Annotated in this window: 16 protein-coding genes; 8 read left to right on the top strand and 8 right to left on the bottom strand. The window is 62.7% G+C overall.

Features of this window, described 5'->3' with window-relative positions; translation table 11 throughout:
- Positions 1 to 6: 6 nt before the first annotated feature.
- A complete protein-coding gene (gene lpxO / locus ACXZ1M_RS00630) occupies positions 7 to 906 on the bottom strand; it encodes a lipid A hydroxylase LpxO (RefSeq protein ID WP_459051321.1) in 900 nt (299 codons plus the stop codon).
- 154 nt (positions 907 to 1,060) lie between these two features.
- Between lpxO and ACXZ1M_RS00635 the strand changes: the two genes are divergently transcribed.
- Genes ACXZ1M_RS00635 through ACXZ1M_RS00645 form a run of 3 tightly spaced genes read left to right on the top strand, consistent with a single transcriptional unit; the run spans position 1,061 to position 2,107 of the window.
- Positions 1,061 to 1,387 carry an ArsR/SmtB family transcription factor gene (locus ACXZ1M_RS00635; RefSeq protein WP_459051322.1) on the top strand — a complete coding sequence of 109 codons (327 nt, stop codon included), beginning with the start codon at positions 1,061 to 1,063 and terminating at the stop codon, positions 1,385 to 1,387.
- Between the two features lie 9 nt (positions 1,388 to 1,396).
- A complete protein-coding gene (locus tag ACXZ1M_RS00640; protein ID WP_459051323.1) occupies positions 1,397 to 1,633 on the top strand; it encodes a hypothetical protein in 237 nt (78 codons plus the stop codon).
- Positions 1,634 to 1,660: 27 nt separating this feature from the next.
- Positions 1,661 to 2,107 (top strand): hypothetical protein, encoded by a 447-nt coding sequence (locus tag ACXZ1M_RS00645; RefSeq protein WP_459051324.1) that lies wholly within the window; start codon positions 1,661 to 1,663, stop codon positions 2,105 to 2,107.
- Between the two features lie 11 nt (positions 2,108 to 2,118).
- On the opposite strand, the gene ACXZ1M_RS00650 is transcribed toward ACXZ1M_RS00645, so the two are convergent.
- Both ACXZ1M_RS00650 and ACXZ1M_RS00655 read right to left on the bottom strand, forming a co-directional pair.
- A complete protein-coding gene (locus ACXZ1M_RS00650; protein ID WP_459051325.1) occupies positions 2,119 to 3,771 on the bottom strand; it encodes a methyl-accepting chemotaxis protein in 1,653 nt (550 codons plus the stop codon).
- Between the two features lie 6 nt (positions 3,772 to 3,777).
- Positions 3,778 to 4,212 (bottom strand): cache domain-containing protein, encoded by a 435-nt coding sequence (locus ACXZ1M_RS00655; RefSeq protein WP_459051326.1) that lies wholly within the window; start codon positions 4,210 to 4,212, stop codon positions 3,778 to 3,780.
- 96 nt (positions 4,213 to 4,308) lie between these two features.
- On the opposite strand from ACXZ1M_RS00655, the gene ACXZ1M_RS00660 reads away from it, so the two are divergent.
- Together ACXZ1M_RS00660 and ACXZ1M_RS00665 are read left to right on the top strand one after the other, a co-directional pair.
- Positions 4,309 to 4,653 carry a hypothetical protein gene (locus ACXZ1M_RS00660; protein WP_459051327.1) on the top strand — a complete coding sequence of 115 codons (345 nt, stop codon included), beginning with the start codon at positions 4,309 to 4,311 and terminating at the stop codon, positions 4,651 to 4,653.
- A 79-nt stretch (positions 4,654 to 4,732) separates the two neighbouring features.
- Positions 4,733 to 5,443: a hypothetical protein gene (locus tag ACXZ1M_RS00665; RefSeq protein ID WP_459051328.1), complete on the top strand. Its 711-nt coding sequence runs from the start codon at positions 4,733 to 4,735 to the stop codon at positions 5,441 to 5,443.
- On the opposite strand, the gene ACXZ1M_RS00670 is transcribed toward ACXZ1M_RS00665, so the two are convergent.
- From ACXZ1M_RS00670 to ACXZ1M_RS00680, 3 genes are read right to left on the bottom strand one after another with little or no spacing between them, the layout of a single operon-like run.
- A complete protein-coding gene (locus tag ACXZ1M_RS00670) occupies positions 5,440 to 6,867 on the bottom strand; it encodes a hypothetical protein (RefSeq protein ID WP_459051329.1) in 1,428 nt (475 codons plus the stop codon). The two genes, ACXZ1M_RS00665 and ACXZ1M_RS00670, sit on opposite strands and share 4 nt — an antisense overlap.
- Positions 6,864 to 7,583: an ABC transporter ATP-binding protein gene (locus ACXZ1M_RS00675; RefSeq protein ID WP_459051330.1), complete on the bottom strand. Its 720-nt coding sequence runs from the start codon at positions 7,581 to 7,583 to the stop codon at positions 6,864 to 6,866. The genes ACXZ1M_RS00670 and ACXZ1M_RS00675 overlap by 4 nt, the downstream gene beginning before the upstream one ends.
- Positions 7,580 to 7,966, bottom strand: a complete 387-nt coding sequence (locus ACXZ1M_RS00680) for a GntR family transcriptional regulator (RefSeq protein WP_459051331.1) — start codon at positions 7,964 to 7,966, stop codon at positions 7,580 to 7,582. The genes ACXZ1M_RS00675 and ACXZ1M_RS00680 overlap by 4 nt, the downstream gene beginning before the upstream one ends.
- Before the next feature lie 190 nt (positions 7,967 to 8,156).
- Between ACXZ1M_RS00680 and xth the strand changes: the two genes are divergently transcribed.
- Genes xth through ACXZ1M_RS00695 form a run of 3 tightly spaced genes read left to right on the top strand, consistent with a single transcriptional unit; the run spans position 8,157 to position 10,593 of the window.
- A complete protein-coding gene (gene xth, locus ACXZ1M_RS00685; protein WP_459051332.1) occupies positions 8,157 to 8,939 on the top strand; it encodes an exodeoxyribonuclease III in 783 nt (260 codons plus the stop codon).
- Positions 8,939 to 9,703 carry a histidine phosphatase family protein gene (locus tag ACXZ1M_RS00690; RefSeq protein ID WP_459051333.1) on the top strand — a complete coding sequence of 255 codons (765 nt, stop codon included), beginning with the start codon at positions 8,939 to 8,941 and terminating at the stop codon, positions 9,701 to 9,703. The genes xth and ACXZ1M_RS00690 overlap by 1 nt, the downstream gene beginning before the upstream one ends.
- The gene (locus tag ACXZ1M_RS00695; protein WP_459051334.1) at positions 9,700 to 10,593 is read left to right on the top strand and encodes an NAD(P)H-hydrate dehydratase; all 894 of its coding nucleotides are present in this window, start codon (positions 9,700 to 9,702) and stop codon (positions 10,591 to 10,593) included. Before ACXZ1M_RS00690 ends, ACXZ1M_RS00695 begins: the two co-directional genes overlap by 4 nt.
- Before the next feature lie 106 nt (positions 10,594 to 10,699).
- Here ACXZ1M_RS00695 and ACXZ1M_RS00700 read toward each other — a convergent pair whose 3' ends face one another.
- Complete coding sequence (locus tag ACXZ1M_RS00700) at positions 10,700 to 12,370, bottom strand: peptide chain release factor 3 (protein ID WP_459051335.1); 1,671 nt, start codon at positions 12,368 to 12,370, stop codon at positions 10,700 to 10,702.
- 58 nt (positions 12,371 to 12,428) lie between these two features.
- Positions 12,429 to 16,979 (bottom strand): pilus assembly protein, encoded by a 4,551-nt coding sequence (locus ACXZ1M_RS00705; protein ID WP_459051336.1) that lies wholly within the window; start codon positions 16,977 to 16,979, stop codon positions 12,429 to 12,431.
- Between the last annotated feature and the right edge of the window lie 6 nt (positions 16,980 to 16,985).

Consider the following 16,985-nt stretch of genomic DNA (forward strand, 5'->3'; position numbering starts at 1 on the left):
GATTCTCTACAGCCAGATAATTAACCCCACCACTCCGATGATCAGGCCAGCCTTCGTGACCTGATAGGCCGTTTTATTCCACGCCTTGTAGCGACGCCGATACCGCCCCATGACATACGAGATCGTGAACAGTTTGCTGATCACGCCCGTCTGGTCGCCCGTTTCGTTGGGCGAACTGGCAGCGGTCATGAGCGTGCGGCCCAGCCAGCGGTTCACCGCCTGAGCCCAGCGAAAGCGCATCGGACGCTCTATATCGCAGAACAAAATCACGCGATTGGTCTCGCTGCCGTTCACGGCCCAGTGGATGTACGTCTCGTCAAAGATCACGCTCTGGCCATCGCGCCAGCTATGACGTTGGCCATCGACTTCAATGAAACAGCGGTCGTCGTTCGGCGTCGCCAGACCAAGGTGATAGCGCAGCGAGCCAGCATACGGGTCGCGGTGCGGGTTGAGTTTGGCGCCGGGCGGCAGCTCGGCAAACATAGCTGCCTTGACCGACGGAATACGGCGCAGCAGTGCCACCGTCTGCGGGCACAGGCGCTCAGCGGAAGGATGGCCGGCAGCGTACCACTTCAGATAAAACCGCTTCCAGCCGGATTTGAAGAAGGAATTGAAGCCGGCGTCGTTGTTGCGCTCGGCCGCTTTGATTTTTTGCAGCGCCAGCAGGTTCACCGCCTCGGCCCGGATGACTTCCCAGTTCTGCTGCAGCGGCGCCAGATCTTCCCACGGCCCCTCCTTCAGATACGGCTGCGCAGGCACCCGCGACAACAACTGCATGAACAGGTTGATCGGCGCCATGAACGACGAGTGGTCGAACAGCTGACGCATGAACGGCAGGCGCACCTTGCCGCGAAAATGGACGTGCAACACGCAGAGAAACAGAAAACCTACGGCGACATACTTCATATCTCGTACCCTCCTATACCACCCTCACAAACGTTATTTAATAATCATTGTACTGTCGTTCGCGGCGGCGCGCTGCGCGCCCCAGAATAAGCAAATTTTCAACATCCGTGAAAAAGGCGTTGACTTCATTACACCTGTCAGATATTCTTTACACATGAAATCAAAAAACCTCACCGGCGATCAGTTATTGGCAGCGTTGGCAGCGCTGTCGAATCCGCATCGGTTGCGGGTGGTGGCGGTGCTGGCGGTGGGTGGACGGAATTACGTCAGTCAGCTGGCGCGGGAGTTGAACATCAGCCGCCCTCTGCTGCATCTGCATTTGCAGAAGCTGGAGGAAGCGGGCCTGGTCACCAGCCAGCTGGAACTGTCGGCTGATGGCAAGGCGCTCAATTATTTTGAAGCCGCACCGTTTGCCATCGACCTGACGCCGGCCATGATTGCCGAAGCAGTACAAACCTTGACGACCAATCCTGAAAAATAGAGGCGCAATATGTCTGAACCGATTTACCTGCTGACCATCTTCATGCCGCTGGCGACCATCTTCCTGATCTTCGGCATGCGCTTCATCGCCAGCATCAAGAAAGCCAAGCTGCAGGCGGAGGGTGAAGAAGCCTACCGCTTGATCGCTGCGCGCGCCGTGGCGGCGCAGGAGCAAACCGCCATTGAACTGGCCGAACTGAAAACCCGCATCATCGCTATCGAAAAAATCCTGAAAGAAGTCGAGTAATCCCACCCTACCCCGAGGAGTCTCATCATGCCGCAAGTATCGCTGTTTCGCCTGTATTCGCTGAGAGTTGTGTACTTCATCATCGCGCTGGGACTGGCGTTGGTTGTGTGGCCGAGCGTGATTCAACACGCCGAACCTTGGGGCCTGTCGCAGGGCGTGGTCAAGTGCATGCTGGCGGCCTTCAGCCTGCTGTGCGTGCTCGGCATCCGCTACCCGCTGCAAATGCTGCCCGTGCTGATGTGGGAACTGACCTGGAAATCAATCTGGCTGCTGATCGTCGCCCTGCCCGCATGGCAAAGCGGCACGATGGACGACGCTATCATAGGCACCGCCATGGAATGCATGGTCGCCATCATCATCCCGCTCGCTATGCCGTGGAACTACGTCTATGCCAACTACATCCAGAAACAGGGAGACCGCTGGCGCAATGAAGAAGCACGCAATCAGCCAGTAGGCTCCCAGGTGAAAGCCTGACTCTGCAATAGCTAGCTGCGTACCGACGCCAGGCGCAAGCGGACGACGCGGGCGCTGCCGGCGGGACGGGTGGCGTCGGGTGGTTCGATGCCTTCGTCCAGTTTGAAGATGGCGACTGCTTCCGATAAATAGACCGCCTGCCGCTGCAAGGTGCTTGCGGCGGCAGCCGCTTGCTGGACCAGCGCCAGGTTTTGCTGCGTGATCTCATCCATGCTGACGATGGCCTGCTGCATGCCCTGCACGCTTTGCGCATGCTCGCTGTTGGTCTCGCCGATCTGGCCGATGATCTGGCCCACCTGCCGTACCGAGTCCACAATCTCCGCCATGTTGAGGCCCGCTTCTTCCACCGAACGCGTGCCGATGTCGATCTCCGCCACCGAATCGGCGATTAGCAGCTTGATCTCCTGCGCGGCCGACGCCGACCGCTGCGCCAGCGTGCGCACCTCGCCGGCCACCACGGCAAAGCCCTGACCGTTCTCGCCGGCCCGCGCCGCTTCCACCGCCGCGCTCAAGGCCAGCATGTGCGTTTGCACCGCCAGGCCGTCGATAACGCCGACGATTTCCACCACCCGCCGGGAGCTACCGCGTATCGACGCCATGGTCACCACCAACCGCTGCACCACGCTGCCGCCGCGCGCCGCGAAGCTGTTGGCGCAGTGCGCCAGCTGGCTCGCCAGCTCGGCGTGCGTGGCATTCTGCGCCACCTGCCCGCTCATCTCACGCATCGCGCCGTCGGTTTCCTCCAGCGTACCGGCCTGCGCGCGCGTGCGGCGTGCCAATACCGAGTTGCCCTGCGCGATTTCGCGTGAAGCGTTGTCGATCGATTGCGCCGACGCCAATATCGTCTTCAAGGTAGTGTTCAGGTTGCGGATGCTGGTGTCGAGCGCGCGCGAGGTTTCGGCGATTTCGTCCTTGCCGTACACGCGCTGGCGTACCGTCAGATTGCCCTCGGCCAGATCCACCGCCGCCGCGCCGATCTCCCGCACTTCCTTGAGCATGGCGCTACGCACCGCCATCGTCACCAACAACGACAAGGCAATCGACAAGGCCACCACGATCGGCATCCAGGTCGACAGCACGCGGAAGTCGGCTTCAGCGTCCGCATACGCGCTTTCGCTCAGGCTTTGCTCCAGCCGTGAAAGCTCCTCCAGCCGCAGCGCCACCACGTCGAATGCGCGTTCGGCCTTGGACATGGCGTTGGCCGCCATCGACTGGTCGGCCATCGCCAGTTCGATCACATCCTGCATCGCCTTGACGTAGACCGTGTGCGCAGCTTGCGACTGCACCACGAAGCGCCGTTCCGCCGGATCGGACTGGGTCGCCATTTCCAGTTGCGCGAACTGACGGTCCAGCGCCGCGTGGCGCAGATGGATGTCGCGCACCAGCGCATCCACGCGCGGCGCCGAGAAGCTGGCGTTGATCCAGGTGAGCAGCTGGTAGATTTCCGTGTGCGCCTTGTGGGCGTTGGACACCAGGTCGGCCGCCGCCTTCAACCGCACGGCGCGCTGCTGCACCATGTTGTCGAGCGACTGGTTCTGCCGCAGCAGGCCAAGATAGGCGCCGGCCGACAGCACGATCAGCAAGATCAGCACGACACCCGGCGCCAGCAGCAGCTTGGGACCGATGCGCAGTTTGCTGAGCATTTGGTAAGGTAGGTTCAGCACGGCCGCTCAGTGCTTGTAGATGCCGGCTTCAAGGGCCACGTCGTCCACGCGCAGCACGTAGGTGCGCTTGGCCTCGACCTTGCCCGACTCGGGATTGCGGAATTTGTAGTCGACCCAGCCGTGCCCCGGCCCTTTCGCCAGGGCCAGCATCTCCTGGCGGAACAGCTTGCCGTCGGCGTCCGGCACCTCCAGCAGGTTCTTACCGATCAGCGCGGTGGTCGGATGCGCCACCGTGATGCCGTTCAGGTCGCGCATCGCCAGGTACAGCGCGCCCTGGTTGAACTGTGCATCCTTGCTGTTGATGCGGGCCACCATCTCGGCCTTGCCGTGCGTGCGCACGAACTGGGCGCCTTTCTCGGCCAGCGCCACCGCGTCCTTTTCATTGGGCGCGGCCTGCGCCACGCAGCACACCATCAACCCCATCGCCATGAACTCGCGCATGATTCCCCCTGACAGCCAAGATGTTGTAATCTACGCTGGCTGCCGCGACGCAATCTTGCGTTCGATCAATAGTCACAAAGTAACAACAGGAGCGACATGAAAGCAAGCACCAAGGCGGTCTTGATATCGGCGTTGATTTTTCCCGGACTGGGCCACTTGGCGTTGCGGCCGTCGCGCGGGCGACGGGCTTTGCTGTTCATCGTGCCGACGCTGGCTGCGGCGTTTTATCTGCTGCGCAGCGTGCTGGTACTGGCATCGCAGCTGGTCGAGGAGATCGAGACCGGCAGGCTGGGCTTGGATCCGATCGCGATCGTCGAACGCATCCACGCTTCCGGCATCGACAATACCGCCACCAACCTGGCCTCGCTGGTGTGCATCGTCTGCTGGGTGGGCGCGATTGTGGACGTTTTATGGCTGGGGCGCGGCACGCGTGAATCCTGACTGCTGGAAGGTCAGGCTGTCATCACAGCTTCATCTGATGACGCTACACTAGCAGCGCCTACCAGAAACTGACAACCTGATGATCTTGCTGAACACCCTGATCCGGTCGCGCCGCGCGGCCGGAGACGCCGTCTGCGCCTGCATCCTTGCTTTCGCCACCCTGCCCGCCCTCGCCGGCCGCCCGATGACGGTGGACGATGCAGCCATTGTCACGCCCGGCCAATGTCAGCTGGAGACCTATGCCCTACGCTCGGATGCCGCGCGCGAATACTGGCTGACACCGGCCTGCAACGTGGGCGGTACGTGGGAACTTGCGGCCGGCGGCGCATGGGTGAAAATCGGCACGCGCATCACCCACTACGGTCGACTTCAGGCCAAGACCGTGTTCAAGCCACTGGAAGCCGGCGACTGGGGCGTGGGCCTGGTGCTGGCCAATCAATTTCGGACTGGACGCGGGCTTGATGGCGATATCTCGGCCAACGTGCCGGTCAGCTTTTCGCTGCGCGACGACAGCGTGCTGTTGCACCTGAATGCCGGCGCAATGCGCACGCACACAGAGCGGCGGACCGATGCCACCTGGGGCATCGGCGCCGAGTTCAGGCTGAACGAGCGCAATTCGTTCATCGCCGAAACCTTCGGCCAGCAGCGCAACGGTTCGCGCTACCAGTTCGGCTTTGCCCATGCGCTGATACCCGATCACCTGCAAATCGACGCCACCTGGGGCAATCGGCTAACGCGCGGCGCCAGCGAACCAGTGATCACGCTGGGCCTGGTCCTGCAAACCAACTAGACCGCCATGCGGCCGGCGGGCAGCAGCGTGGGCGACGCCACCAGTTGCTGCCAGCGTAGCCGCAGCACGAGCGCCGTCACCAGCGCCACGCCGCTGCCGAACCAGAACAAGGGCAAATCCGGATGTGCTTGCTCCACCACCGCCAGCGCGATGTACGCGGCAACGATCAACAAACTCATCGCCATCGGCAAGAGCGCGCGCGGCACGGTGGGCGCGCTGGCATAGTCGCGCATCAGCAGACAGGCAAACGGCAGCGTCAGCATCGCCAGCGCATAGGTAATGCCGCGCAATTCCAGTCGCCCGAGGCTGACCACATCGATACACACGACGGCCACCGTGGAAATCAACCATAGGCGCAGGCAGCGGAACAGCAGCATGCCCAACAGCACCCGATTGAAGCGCGCGGCAGCGGGGGCGGCCGGCGTCAGGCGATACAGGCCCTGTTCGCCGCTGAACCGCACCGCTTGCGCGCTGACCGTGCAGGCGTACAGCAGCACACTCGTCATCAGCATGCCCTGCATCATGGTGCTGGTGAACAGAATCACACCTGGACCGCTTTTATCGGCGAGATAGCGCGCCACAAACGCCATCAGCACAGCCGACACCAAGGCATAAGCGATGGCGCCGGCGTCATGCGCCTTGACGCCCAGGACGTGCATCATCTGCCTGCCCTGGCTGGCGCCGTGGCGGCTGTCGGCACGCAACGCCGCGTTGTAGGGACCGCGCAGCCAGGCCAGCCAGCGCACGCCGCCGCCCGGCTCTCCGATCACGATCGTGCCCTTGGAGCGCGCCAGTTGACGGGTGTAACAGGCGTACCACGTCCAGTGGCGGTCGCCGCCGTGCGGAAATACGGTCTTCATGGCGTGTGCGCCAACCAGCGCCAGCAGCACCACGCCGATCAGCGTCACCAGCGGTTCGCCGAAGCGGTCTCCCGCCGCAATCAACTTATCCAGCGGATGCTTGGCGATGGAAATCGAGGCGACAATCACCGCCGACGGCAGCAGGTTCAGCCATTGATAGCGCTGCGCGTACATCACGTAAATGGTGAATACACCACCCGTCAGCAGTCCGTAGCCGAAGTGGCCGAGCAGCAGCCAGCACAGCACCGAGGTCGCCAGCGTGCTGGCGAGGAACAAACCGGCAGTCAACTGCATCAAACAGCGTCGCATGCCGGGCACCAGCGCATGCGCCGGTTGATTTTGCAGCACGGCGCTTTTCAGATACGCGCCGCACCACATGTAGCCCAGGCTGCTAAGCAGGAAGAACATCAACGCGTCGCCAAACACCGGGTTGCCAAAGTAATATCCAAATATGACCTGCCCGACCAGGCAGGCGGCGATAAACCAGCTCAGGCGTATCAGCATGCCGCTGGTGGAGCGGTCGCGCATCAAGTGCAGCAGACTCTGGCGATAGGCTGGGTTCATTTGGTCACCTCGACGAACAGGTCTTCCAGGCTGAGATTTTTACCTTCAAGCAACTCATCCAGGGCGCCTTGCAGGACGATCTTGCCGCCTTGCAAGAATGCCACATCCAGCGCCACCCGCTCCAGATCGGACAGGATGTGGGTGGAGAACACCACCGTGGTGTCGCGCTCGATCACGCCGTTGATCAGCTCCTGCAGAAAATCGCGGCGGCCGACCGGGTCCAGGCTGGCGACCGGCTCATCCAGCACCAACAGTTTTGGGTCATGGGCCAGCGCGCGGATGATGGACAGGCGCTGCTTCTCGCCGCCGGAAAGCTTGCTGATTTGCTTATTCGCCGCCTCGCCCGCCAAGCCCCAGCGCTGCATCAGGCCGTCCACCTTGGCCTGATTCCAGCGCGGATACAGGGCCTTGAAATAGTCCAGAAGTTGCAAAGGCGTCAACCACTCGAACAGCTCGGATTTCTGCGGCACGTAGCCGATGTTGGCGCGGATTTCGTCGCTCAGCGCCTCCACCGGCTGGCCGAACAGACGGCTGCCGCCGACATCCGCCTCGCGTAATCCGAGCAGGCATTCCAATAAAGTTGATTTACCGGCGCCATTACGTCCGAGCAGGCCAATAACCTTACCGGATTCAATCGACCAATTCACGCCTTGTAATACCTGCTGCTGGCCGAAGGCTTTATGCAAATTACTCATCTCAACGACGAAGGGCTTCATTTAGTTTCTCCAAGAATTTTAGCGAATAACTGCAGCACGGTTTCATTGTCCATTTCCAGCTGACGGGCCTCGGCAGCGGCACGTTCCAGGGTCGGTATTAAAAGGTTTTCACGTCCGGCCGACGACTGCACTTCAGCCACCAGCATGCCGATGCCGCGTGCGCGGCTTAATAAACCTTCGGTTTCCATCATGTTATAAGCCTTGGAAACCGTCATGGGATTGACTGCTAATGTAAGAGCAACATCCCGCACCGACGGTAAAACATCGCCGGGTTTTAAAACGGTGGCGGCAATTAATCGACGCACCTGCTCAATTAATTGCCTGTAAATAGGATCGGACGAACCGGTCGCTATCGTGAACAGTGAAGCCGTATGTGTGGTCATGGCATTCGTATCGGTGTATTAGTTGATTAATACAGTAGACTACGTTGGACGGCATGTCAAGCATCTTCTTCATTCGACACCAGGAACTGGTTTGATCGTGCCAATTCTTGGTCTGAATCCGGGGCTCCAGCCCTTGCGTTGCGTGCGTTCCCGCACCGGCGGCAGCGGATGGGATGCTTATACTTCATGCATGCGTATCGCCACCTTCAACGTCAACGGCATCGGAAGCCGCCTGCCTGCCCTGCTCCAGTGGCTGGAAGAGGCCGGGCCGGATGTCGTCTGTCTGCAAGAACTTAAAGCTCCGCAGGAGAAATTCCCGGAGTCGGCTATTAATAACATCGGCTACGGCGCGATCTGGCATGGACAAAAAAGCTGGAATGGCGTCGCCATATTGGCGCGCGGCCAACAGCCATTGGAAACGGGACGCGGCCTGCCTGGGGATCCCGACGATGTGCAAAGCCGCTATATTGAAGCGATGGTGGAAGGCATTTTAATCGGCGGCTTATATCTACCGAATGGCAATCCCGCACCCGGACCTAAATTCGATTACAAAATAAAATGGTTTGAACGTTTTATTCTGCACGCGGCAAAGATAATAGAAAGCGGCGCTCCCGCAGTTCTCGCCGGTGACTACAACGTCATGCCCACCGAGCTCGATGTTTATAAGCCTGAGCGCTGGGTGGATGACGCTTTATTCCGCCCGGAAGTCCGGGAAGCCTTTCACCGCTTAATAAAACAAGGCTGGTGCGATGCGCTGCGGGAGAAACATCCGGGCGAGGTCATTTACACATTCTGGGATTACTTCCGTAATGCCTACGGGCGCAACGCCGGGTTACGCATAGACCATTTGCTGCTCAGTCCATCCCTGACGCCGGCACTGAAAGCAGCCGGCGTAGACCGCGAAGCGCGCGGGCGCGAGAAGCCCAGCGACCATGCTCCGACGTGGGTGGAACTCGACTTGGGAGGTCGCTGATGGAACAAAAATGGCCGCAGCAACTCTGGCTGGTCCGGCACGGCCAAAGCGCCGGCAACGTCGCGCGCGACGCCGCCGAAGCCGGCAACAAACTGTTGATCGACATCGCCGACCGGGACGTCGACGTCCCCCTCTCCGAACTGGGACACCGACAAGCCCACGCCATGAGCGGCTGGTTCCAGGCTATGGGACCGGAAGCACAACCCAGCGTGGTCCTGTTTTCCCCCTACGTCCGGGCGCGCGACACGGCGAAAATCGTCATCGACCACCTGAGCCGCGACCAATTGCTGGCCGTCGTGGGCGACGAAAGGCTGCGCGAAAAAGAATTCGGCATCGTCGACCGACTCACTCCGCTTGGGATACGCGACAAATACCCGGAGCTGGCTGAGCAGCGCGCCCACGTCGGCAAATTCTACTTCCGGCCACCGGGCGGCGAAAGCTGGTGCGACGTCATCCTGCGCCTGCGCAGCGTTATCGACACGATAACGCGCGAATACCACGGCGAACGTGTACTCATCGTCGCGCATCAGGTCATCGTCAACTGCTTCCGCTACCTGCTGGAGCGACTCGATGAAGATGGCATCCTGGCCATCGACCGGGCCGGAGATGTACCCAACTGCGGCATCACCGAATATCGATTCGATTCCTCCGTCGGCAAACACGGCAAGCTGCAACTGGTGCAAGCCAACTTTGTAGCCCCCCTGGAAAAGACCGGAACGCCCATCACGGCCCAGAAAGACCAGCCAACCGCACCGAAATCATGAACAACGACATCAGCGCACGCCTGTTGCGGGACTGGCCGCTGGCCATGCCTGGCCCCAACGCAGATAAAAATGAACGCGGTTACGTGATGATCGTTGCAGGATCGCGCGAGATGCCGGGAGCCGTGCTACTGGCCGCCACAGCAGCCCTACGCGCCGGCGCCGGCAAACTAGTCATCGCCACAGCCGCCAGCGCAGCAGCACAAATCGGCGTTGCCGTCCCCGAAGCGCGTGTCATCGGCCTGCCGGAAACGCCGGACGGCGGCCTCATTGCCGACAACGCCGCTGAAGTACACAAGCTCTGCCGGCAAGCCAGCGCGGTGCTGATCGGCCCCGGCATGCAGGACGACACCGCCTGCTGCCAACTGGTACGCACCCTGCTCCCACACTGCATCGATGGGCCGCTGATTCTGGACGCGGCCGCCATGACCATCGTCAGCCGCGGCGCCGAATCCGATCCAGCCGGCTTCCGCTTCCAGAGTCCTACCCTGCTAACGCCTCACGCCGGCGAACTGGCCCGCCTGACCGGTGCCGACAAGCAAGACATCCAGGCGCAGCCGGAAGCCGCCGCCCGGCTCGCAGCCCAGCGCTGGCATGCCACGGTAGCGCTAAAAGGCGCGATCACCGTCATCGCCGACGTCAACGCGCAGCAATGGCGCCACGAAGGCGGCAACACGGGTTTAGCAATATCGGGATCGGGAGACGTACTGGCTGGCATCATCACCGGCCTGGCGGCGCGCGGCGCCTCGTTGGAACAAGCGGCAGCCTGGGGCGTGGCCCTGCACGCGATGGCGGGAGAACAACTGGCCCTCAAACACGGGCCGCTAGGCTACCTGGCGCGCGAAATCAGCGCCGAAATCCCGGCCCTGCTCCGCGCCCTTGCCACCAACTAAATTCGGGGTCAGTTCCGACATTCGGACACGAGCCCAACCGTAGCAGCCGCTACGGTTGGGCTCGTGTCCGAATGTCGGAACTGACCCCGAATGTTGACCCCGGATTTTAGACGAGCTTGGCGGAGTGCTCGCGGGTGGCGTGGAATTGCAGTTTCGGCCAGCGTTCCTGCGTCAGGCGCAGGTTGACACTCGATGTCGCCAGGTAGGCCAGGTTGCCGGCGGCGTCGTAGGCGACGTTGTGGCCGAGCTGGTCTTCGAAGTCCAGCAACGCTTTTTTGTCGTCGCTCGATACCCAACGCGCGCTGCTGATGCTGGTGCCTTCGAATACCGCGTCGACGCCGTATTCGTTCATCAGGCGGCTCGCCACCACTTCGAACTGCAGCACGCCGACCGCACCCAGTACCAGTTCGCCACCCTGCACCGGTTTGAAGACCTGTACCGCGCCCTCTTCGCCCAGCTGCTGCAGACCTTTGTGCAGCTGCTTGATCTTCAGCGGGTTGCGGATGCGCACCGAGCGGAAGAAGTCCGGCGCGAAGTATGGAATACCCGTGAAGGTCAGCATTTCGCCTTCGGAGAACGAGTCGCCGATCTGCATGTTGCCGTGGTTCGGCAGGCCGATGATGTCGCCGGCGTATGCTTCTTCCACCTGTTCACGGCTCGATGCCATGAACGTGACCACCGACGATACTTTCACTTCACGCCCCAAACGCAGGTGCTTGACCTTCATGCCGCGCTCGAAACGCCCGGAGCATACGCGCAGGAAGGCGATGCGGTCGCGGTGTGCCGGGTCCATATTGGCCTGGATCTTGAACACGAAGCCGGTGAACGGCTCTTCCTTCGGATCGACCGCCCGCACCGTGGCGTCGCGCTCGCGCGGCGCCGGCGCCCAGTCGACCAGCGCCGACAGAATCTCCCGCACGCCGAAGTTGTTGATCGCGGAACCGAAGAACACCGGCGTCTGCACGCCCGACAGGAATTCTTCCAGGTTGAACGGGGTCGAGGCGCCGCTCACCAGCTCCACTTCCATGCGCAGCTGGTCCATCTCGAGCGGGAACATCTCCTGCAGGCGCGGGTTGTCGATGCCTTCGATGATCTCGAACGCGCCGTCGGCCTTTTCTTCACCAGCCTTGAACAGCATGATGGTGTCGTTCAGCAGGTGGTACACACCGCGGAAGCTTTTGCCCATGCCGATCGGCCAGGTCACCGGCGCGCATTGGATCTTCAGCACCGATTCCAGCTCGTCCAGCAGTTCCAGCGGGTCGCGCGTTTCGCGGTCCATCTTGTTCATGAACGTGACGATCGGCGTGTTGCGCATGCGGCAGACGTCCAGCAGCTTGATGGTCTGCGCTTCCACGCCCTTGGCGGCGTCGATCACCATCAGCGCCGAGTCGACCGCCGTCAGCACGCGGTAGGTATCTTCCGAGAAGTCCTGGTGGCCCGGGGTGTCCAGCAGGTTGACCACGTGGTCGCGGAATTCGAACTGCATCACCGACGATGCCACCGAAATGCCGCGCTGCTTCTCGATCTCCATCCAGTCCGAGGTTGCGTGGCGGCCCGATTTACGGGCCTTGACGGTGCCGGCCATCTGGATCGCGCCCGAGAACAGCAGCAGCTTTTCGGTCAGCGTGGTTTTACCCGCATCCGGGTGGGAGATGATGCCGAAGGTGCGGCGGCGCTGCACTTCGCGCGCGATCAGCGCCGGCGTCTTGGCGCTGGCGGCTGTCGACGCATCGTCGTCTTGGTTGTCGGGGATTGTGTTTTCGGTATCGTTGGCCATGTGGGCGATCTAATCTAGGGCAAGCTAAAGCGGTTCTGCGAACCCTCGATTATACCCGTTATTGTCCCTTTATACGACGCCAGCCGACCCGGTGCGCCTCCGCCGTGTCGAGCTCCTTGGTGCGGACGGTGGAGTTGCTGCCGTCGGCGAAGGTGGTGATCAGCTTGAGCTGCCCGCTCGGCAGCCGCACAATGATGAAGCCCACCGCCGCCGAGGTATTCGACAGCGTGGTCCCGGCCGGGTCGCCGTTCACGCCCTGCCCCGTGCATACGTCCACCTGATACAGGTTGCTGGTGCCGCCCACCGAACACGCCGACGACGACGACGGGATGTTGGTGATCACGTTCGCCACGCCGCTGACGATCTGCGGATCGAGGTTCATGCGCTCGCCCTGGTTCAGGTTCCAGTTGAAGTACCAGCCGTCCTTTTGCGTCAGGTCGACCGGGTTGTTGGTCACCGCGTAGGTGGTCTGGTTGCTCGACGAGCCCTGCACGCTCAGCGTCTGCTGCACCAGGCTGGAAGTCGGGATGGTGCCCATGGCGTTGCCGCTGTCCTTGAGCGCGAACAGGGTTTGCACCGCCGTGTTGGTGGTGTCCGGCACGTCGAGCAGCCTGCCGGTGCCGAACAACACGATGCGGGTGGCGGTGGTCCGGGTGCTGGTGACGCCGTTGCTGTCGGTGCTGGTGACCGGCACGCCGCACTGGGTGACGTCGGGCCGGGTGGTGATCGGCTTGGTGGCGCCGGCATCGCCCATCTTCAGCACCGAGATCGCGCCGCTGGTGGCGGTCAGGTCGAAGCGCCACATCGCGCCAAGCACGTCGCCGCCGTAGACGTAGGTGACCTTGGCGTCCGCCAGCGGGTCGCTGCTGATGGCGGTGATCTTGGCCAGGCCGGACGGCGTGGTGGTGTCGCCGGAATTGGTCTTGGCGCGCGCCAGCACGTTGCCGGTGGCCGCTTCCACGATGAACAGCATGCCCGTGCCAGTGCCCACGCCGACGCCGTCGGTGCCGGGAATGTTGTTGTAGCCGGAGGTGAGGAACACCACCCACTTGCCTTGCCAGATGCCGAACTGCGGATTGCCGAAGCTCAGGCCCAGTTCCGGTTCGTTGTGCTGCGGGCAGACGGCGGCATCGGCGCACAGTTCCCACATCACCTTCGGCGCAGCCGGGTCGGTCACGTCCAGCGCGTAGTAGCCGCGCCCACCGGCATTCAGGCCGCCGACCAGCATGGTGCGCCACTGGCCGTTGATCTTGACGTCCGCCACTTCGGGCGAGCCGTCGGCGGTGAACTGGTGGTTGGTGCCGTAGGTGGTGCCGGCCAGCGCCGACAGCTTGCTCATGACGATGCGCGGCACATAGGCCCAGCGTTCATTGCCGTTGGCGGCGTCGAAGGCGTGCAGCATGCCGTCGTTGGCGGCCACGAACACCGTGCCGGGACGGTTGGCGTAGTCGGTCTTGTAGTCGGTGTAGGCCAGATCCGGGTAGTTGTTGTGCGGCTCGCGCACATAGGCCGGCTTGGACGAGGCGATGTCGCCGATCACGATCGGCACGATGGTGCCGTTGGCGTCGGTGGCCGAGCTGTAGGCGCGGAACAGGTTGTCGTCGGCGTAGGTCTGCACGCCGCGCAGCCAGTCGACCATGTTGGTGCCGCTGTTGACGATGGTCTTGTCGGTGGTCGACAACAGCGTGCACTGGCTCAGCGTGCCGCACTTGTTGGCGAACCACGCCTTGGTCGTGCTGTCCATATTATTGAAGGTGAAGTCCACCGGATCGGTGCCCGGCGCCTGCCCCGGCTGCATCATCTTGATCTTGCGGGTGGCGATGGATTTGCCGACTGTGCTGCTGGTGCTCCAGCTGGGCGTCTTCATCACATCGCCGGTGGTGGTGTCGATCTTGCGGTCGGTCAATTCGCCGTACCAGTGCACGGTGGTGAAGGTGGCCGAGAAGATGTCGTTGTCGGTCAGCGTGATGTTCGGCGTCGACGTCGCCGCCGCCGCAGCAGCGCCGGTGCGCACCTGCATATTCGACAGCGCCTCGCGCAGGCCGCTGACCACGTCCTTGGGGTCCTGCGCGCTGAAGTATTTGCCATGGCCGTTGATGGCCGCGTGCCACAGGTCGTCCACCCGCTCCTGCACCGTGCTGGCGGTGCTGCCGGTGTCCGGATCGGGCCAGACGTAGGCGCCGCCGGCGTTCCACGGGCAGCCGCTCGGCGCCTGCGTGATCAGGTTGTAGAAATCGCCGCCCGGTTTGGGCGCGGTGTCGTAATTGGGTTCGTAGGTCATCACCCCGTCCACGCCCAGGCCCAGCGCGTAGGTGTTCATGTGCAGGTGGGTGTTCTCGCCGGCGGCGGCGGGCACCGATCCGGGACGGGTCATGTCCGGCTCCAGCGACGGCCGCAAGGACACGGTGCCGGTGCTCGATCCGCCGTTGTACCAATGCAGCGCGACGTCGGAGATCGAGGGCTGCGCCTGCGCGCGCTTGTCGGTGCAGCCGCCGGCGATGGTGCAGAAGCGCGCCGTATTTTCCACGTTGTCGTTGTTGACGACGTTGGCGGTGCTGCTGCCGTTCCAGTAACCGTCCGTGGTCAGGATCATGAAGTTGGGCTGGCACGGGTACTGCACCACTTCCTGCCCGGTCGCGTAGTTGTACGGGGACAGGTTGGCGAACATGCGGCCGACGTTGTCCATCGCCGTGCGGATCGGCGTCGAGCCGGAGGTGGTGGTGCCGTACAAGGTGCTGTACCAGGTGCTGCGCGCGCTGCCGGTAAAGTCGGCCGGCTTGATGTCGATGGCGCCGCCGGCGCCGGCCGCCGACAGCTTCACGTAGCCGACCTTGTAGTTGGCGGTGATCGGCGAGAACGCGATGCCGACCGAGGTCTTCATCATTTGCAGGCGGCTCTTGTAGTACACATACCAGTTGGCGAAGTTGGTCATCTCCTCGTTGTAGGTGCAGGTGGAGCCGGCGCAGTCGATGCGGTCCACCGATTTCGGGTAGGTGCGGCCGCTGACGATGTTCACGCGCACGAAGGGATTGGGCGCACCGGAGCCGGCCGACAGCGCCGCCGTGGTGGTCGGGATGGTGTCCATCACCGCCGCCGTGGTGCTGGCGCTGAGCGAGCCGGGGTTGGTGAAGCTGCCCATGGCGATGGCGCCGGTGTTGGTCGCCGCGCCGCTGTCGACCACGCACACGCTGTTGTTCGGCAGGCTGTTGACGCAGTTGCTGTTGCTGCCGGCGTAGGCCTTGTAGGTGCCGCCGGTGCCGATCTGGGTGATGAACAAGGCGGCTACCTGCGCCGCCGTCTTGCTCTGGCCCAGCGCCAGGCTGCTGAAAAGATTGGTGCCGTTGTATTTGGTGGTGCCGATGGCCGGTGAGCCGCTGCTGGAGGTGGTGCCGCTGAAGGTGACATACGCCGGCGCGATGCGCGCCGAGGTGGCGGTGACGGTGAAGCCCCAGCCTGAACGCGAATTGTCGTTGACGGTGACGCAGTTGCTGACGTTCTTGGTGCCGGTGCAGGTCACCGGCACCACCGCCACCACGTTGTCGGCGGACAGGGTGATGCCGAACACGCTGCAGGCCGGCACGCTGGGCTGGCCGGTCGGCGTGCGCACGCAGGCGTAGTACTGGTTGGTGGTGCTGCGGGCGATGATGTTGGCCGCCACCGTGCTGGCCAGGGTCTGCTGCTTGAGCGCGGTGTTGGTGCCGGTGCTGGCGGTCATCGCGCCGCTGGTGATGGTGACGTTGCCGCCCGCTTCGGCAATCACGATACTGGAGATGCTGAGCGAGCTGGCGCCGGCCGAGGCGCCGATGGCGATGGTGCCGTAGGAGGCGATGGCGCCCGACGGCGACGAATAGCCGGGGTAGATGAAGGCGCCGACGCGCTTGCCCTGGCACTGGGTCAGCAGGCGGTCGCTGCACCAGCGCACCCGCACCGGCACCGGATAGCCGGCCGGCGCCGCCGCGCCGATCGAGGTCGACTTGCAGTTTTTCATGGTGTCGTCGGTGCAGAACTGGCCGACGCCGATGGTGTAGTAATACGGCCCGGTGGTGATGTCGGTCGCCGTCTTGTAGGTCGCGTCCGGGTAGGTGTAGGTCGAGGTGTTGAACTGGCAGGCGCCGCCGGAGTTGCACCACTTCAGGTCCGGGTAGCCGGTGATCAGGTTGATGTTGTCGGTGCCGGTATTGCCGAACAAGTCGGCGCGGCGCGCGCCGAAGCCGTCGTTGCTCACCACCGTCCAGTTGGTGGTGGCGGCGGCCGTCTGCTGCGAATAGAAGGTGCCGTCGGCCTTGATCGGCACCTGGTAGAAAATCGCCGGATTGTAGTACTGCTTGTTGAAGTCCGGGCTCATGAACGGCGGATGGCCGACGTTGCAGGCCATGGTGCCGGCCTGCAGCGTGGCGCCGCTGCGGCACAGGCCGTCGTTGACGTAGTCCGGCGTGTAGGTCTGCTCCATCGAGCCGGAGTTATCGAACAACAGCATCAGGTTGGGCTTGACGCTGCCGGTGCCGGTGATGTTCAGCAGCGGCACCTGGGCGATCTGGGTCGGCGCGGCCGATGCCGGCCAGGCGGCCAGCATGGCCAACATCGTCAATAGGGAAAGTAGCTTCTTCATGATGTT

The sequence above is a fragment of the Duganella paludis genome, assembly GCF_054461335.1.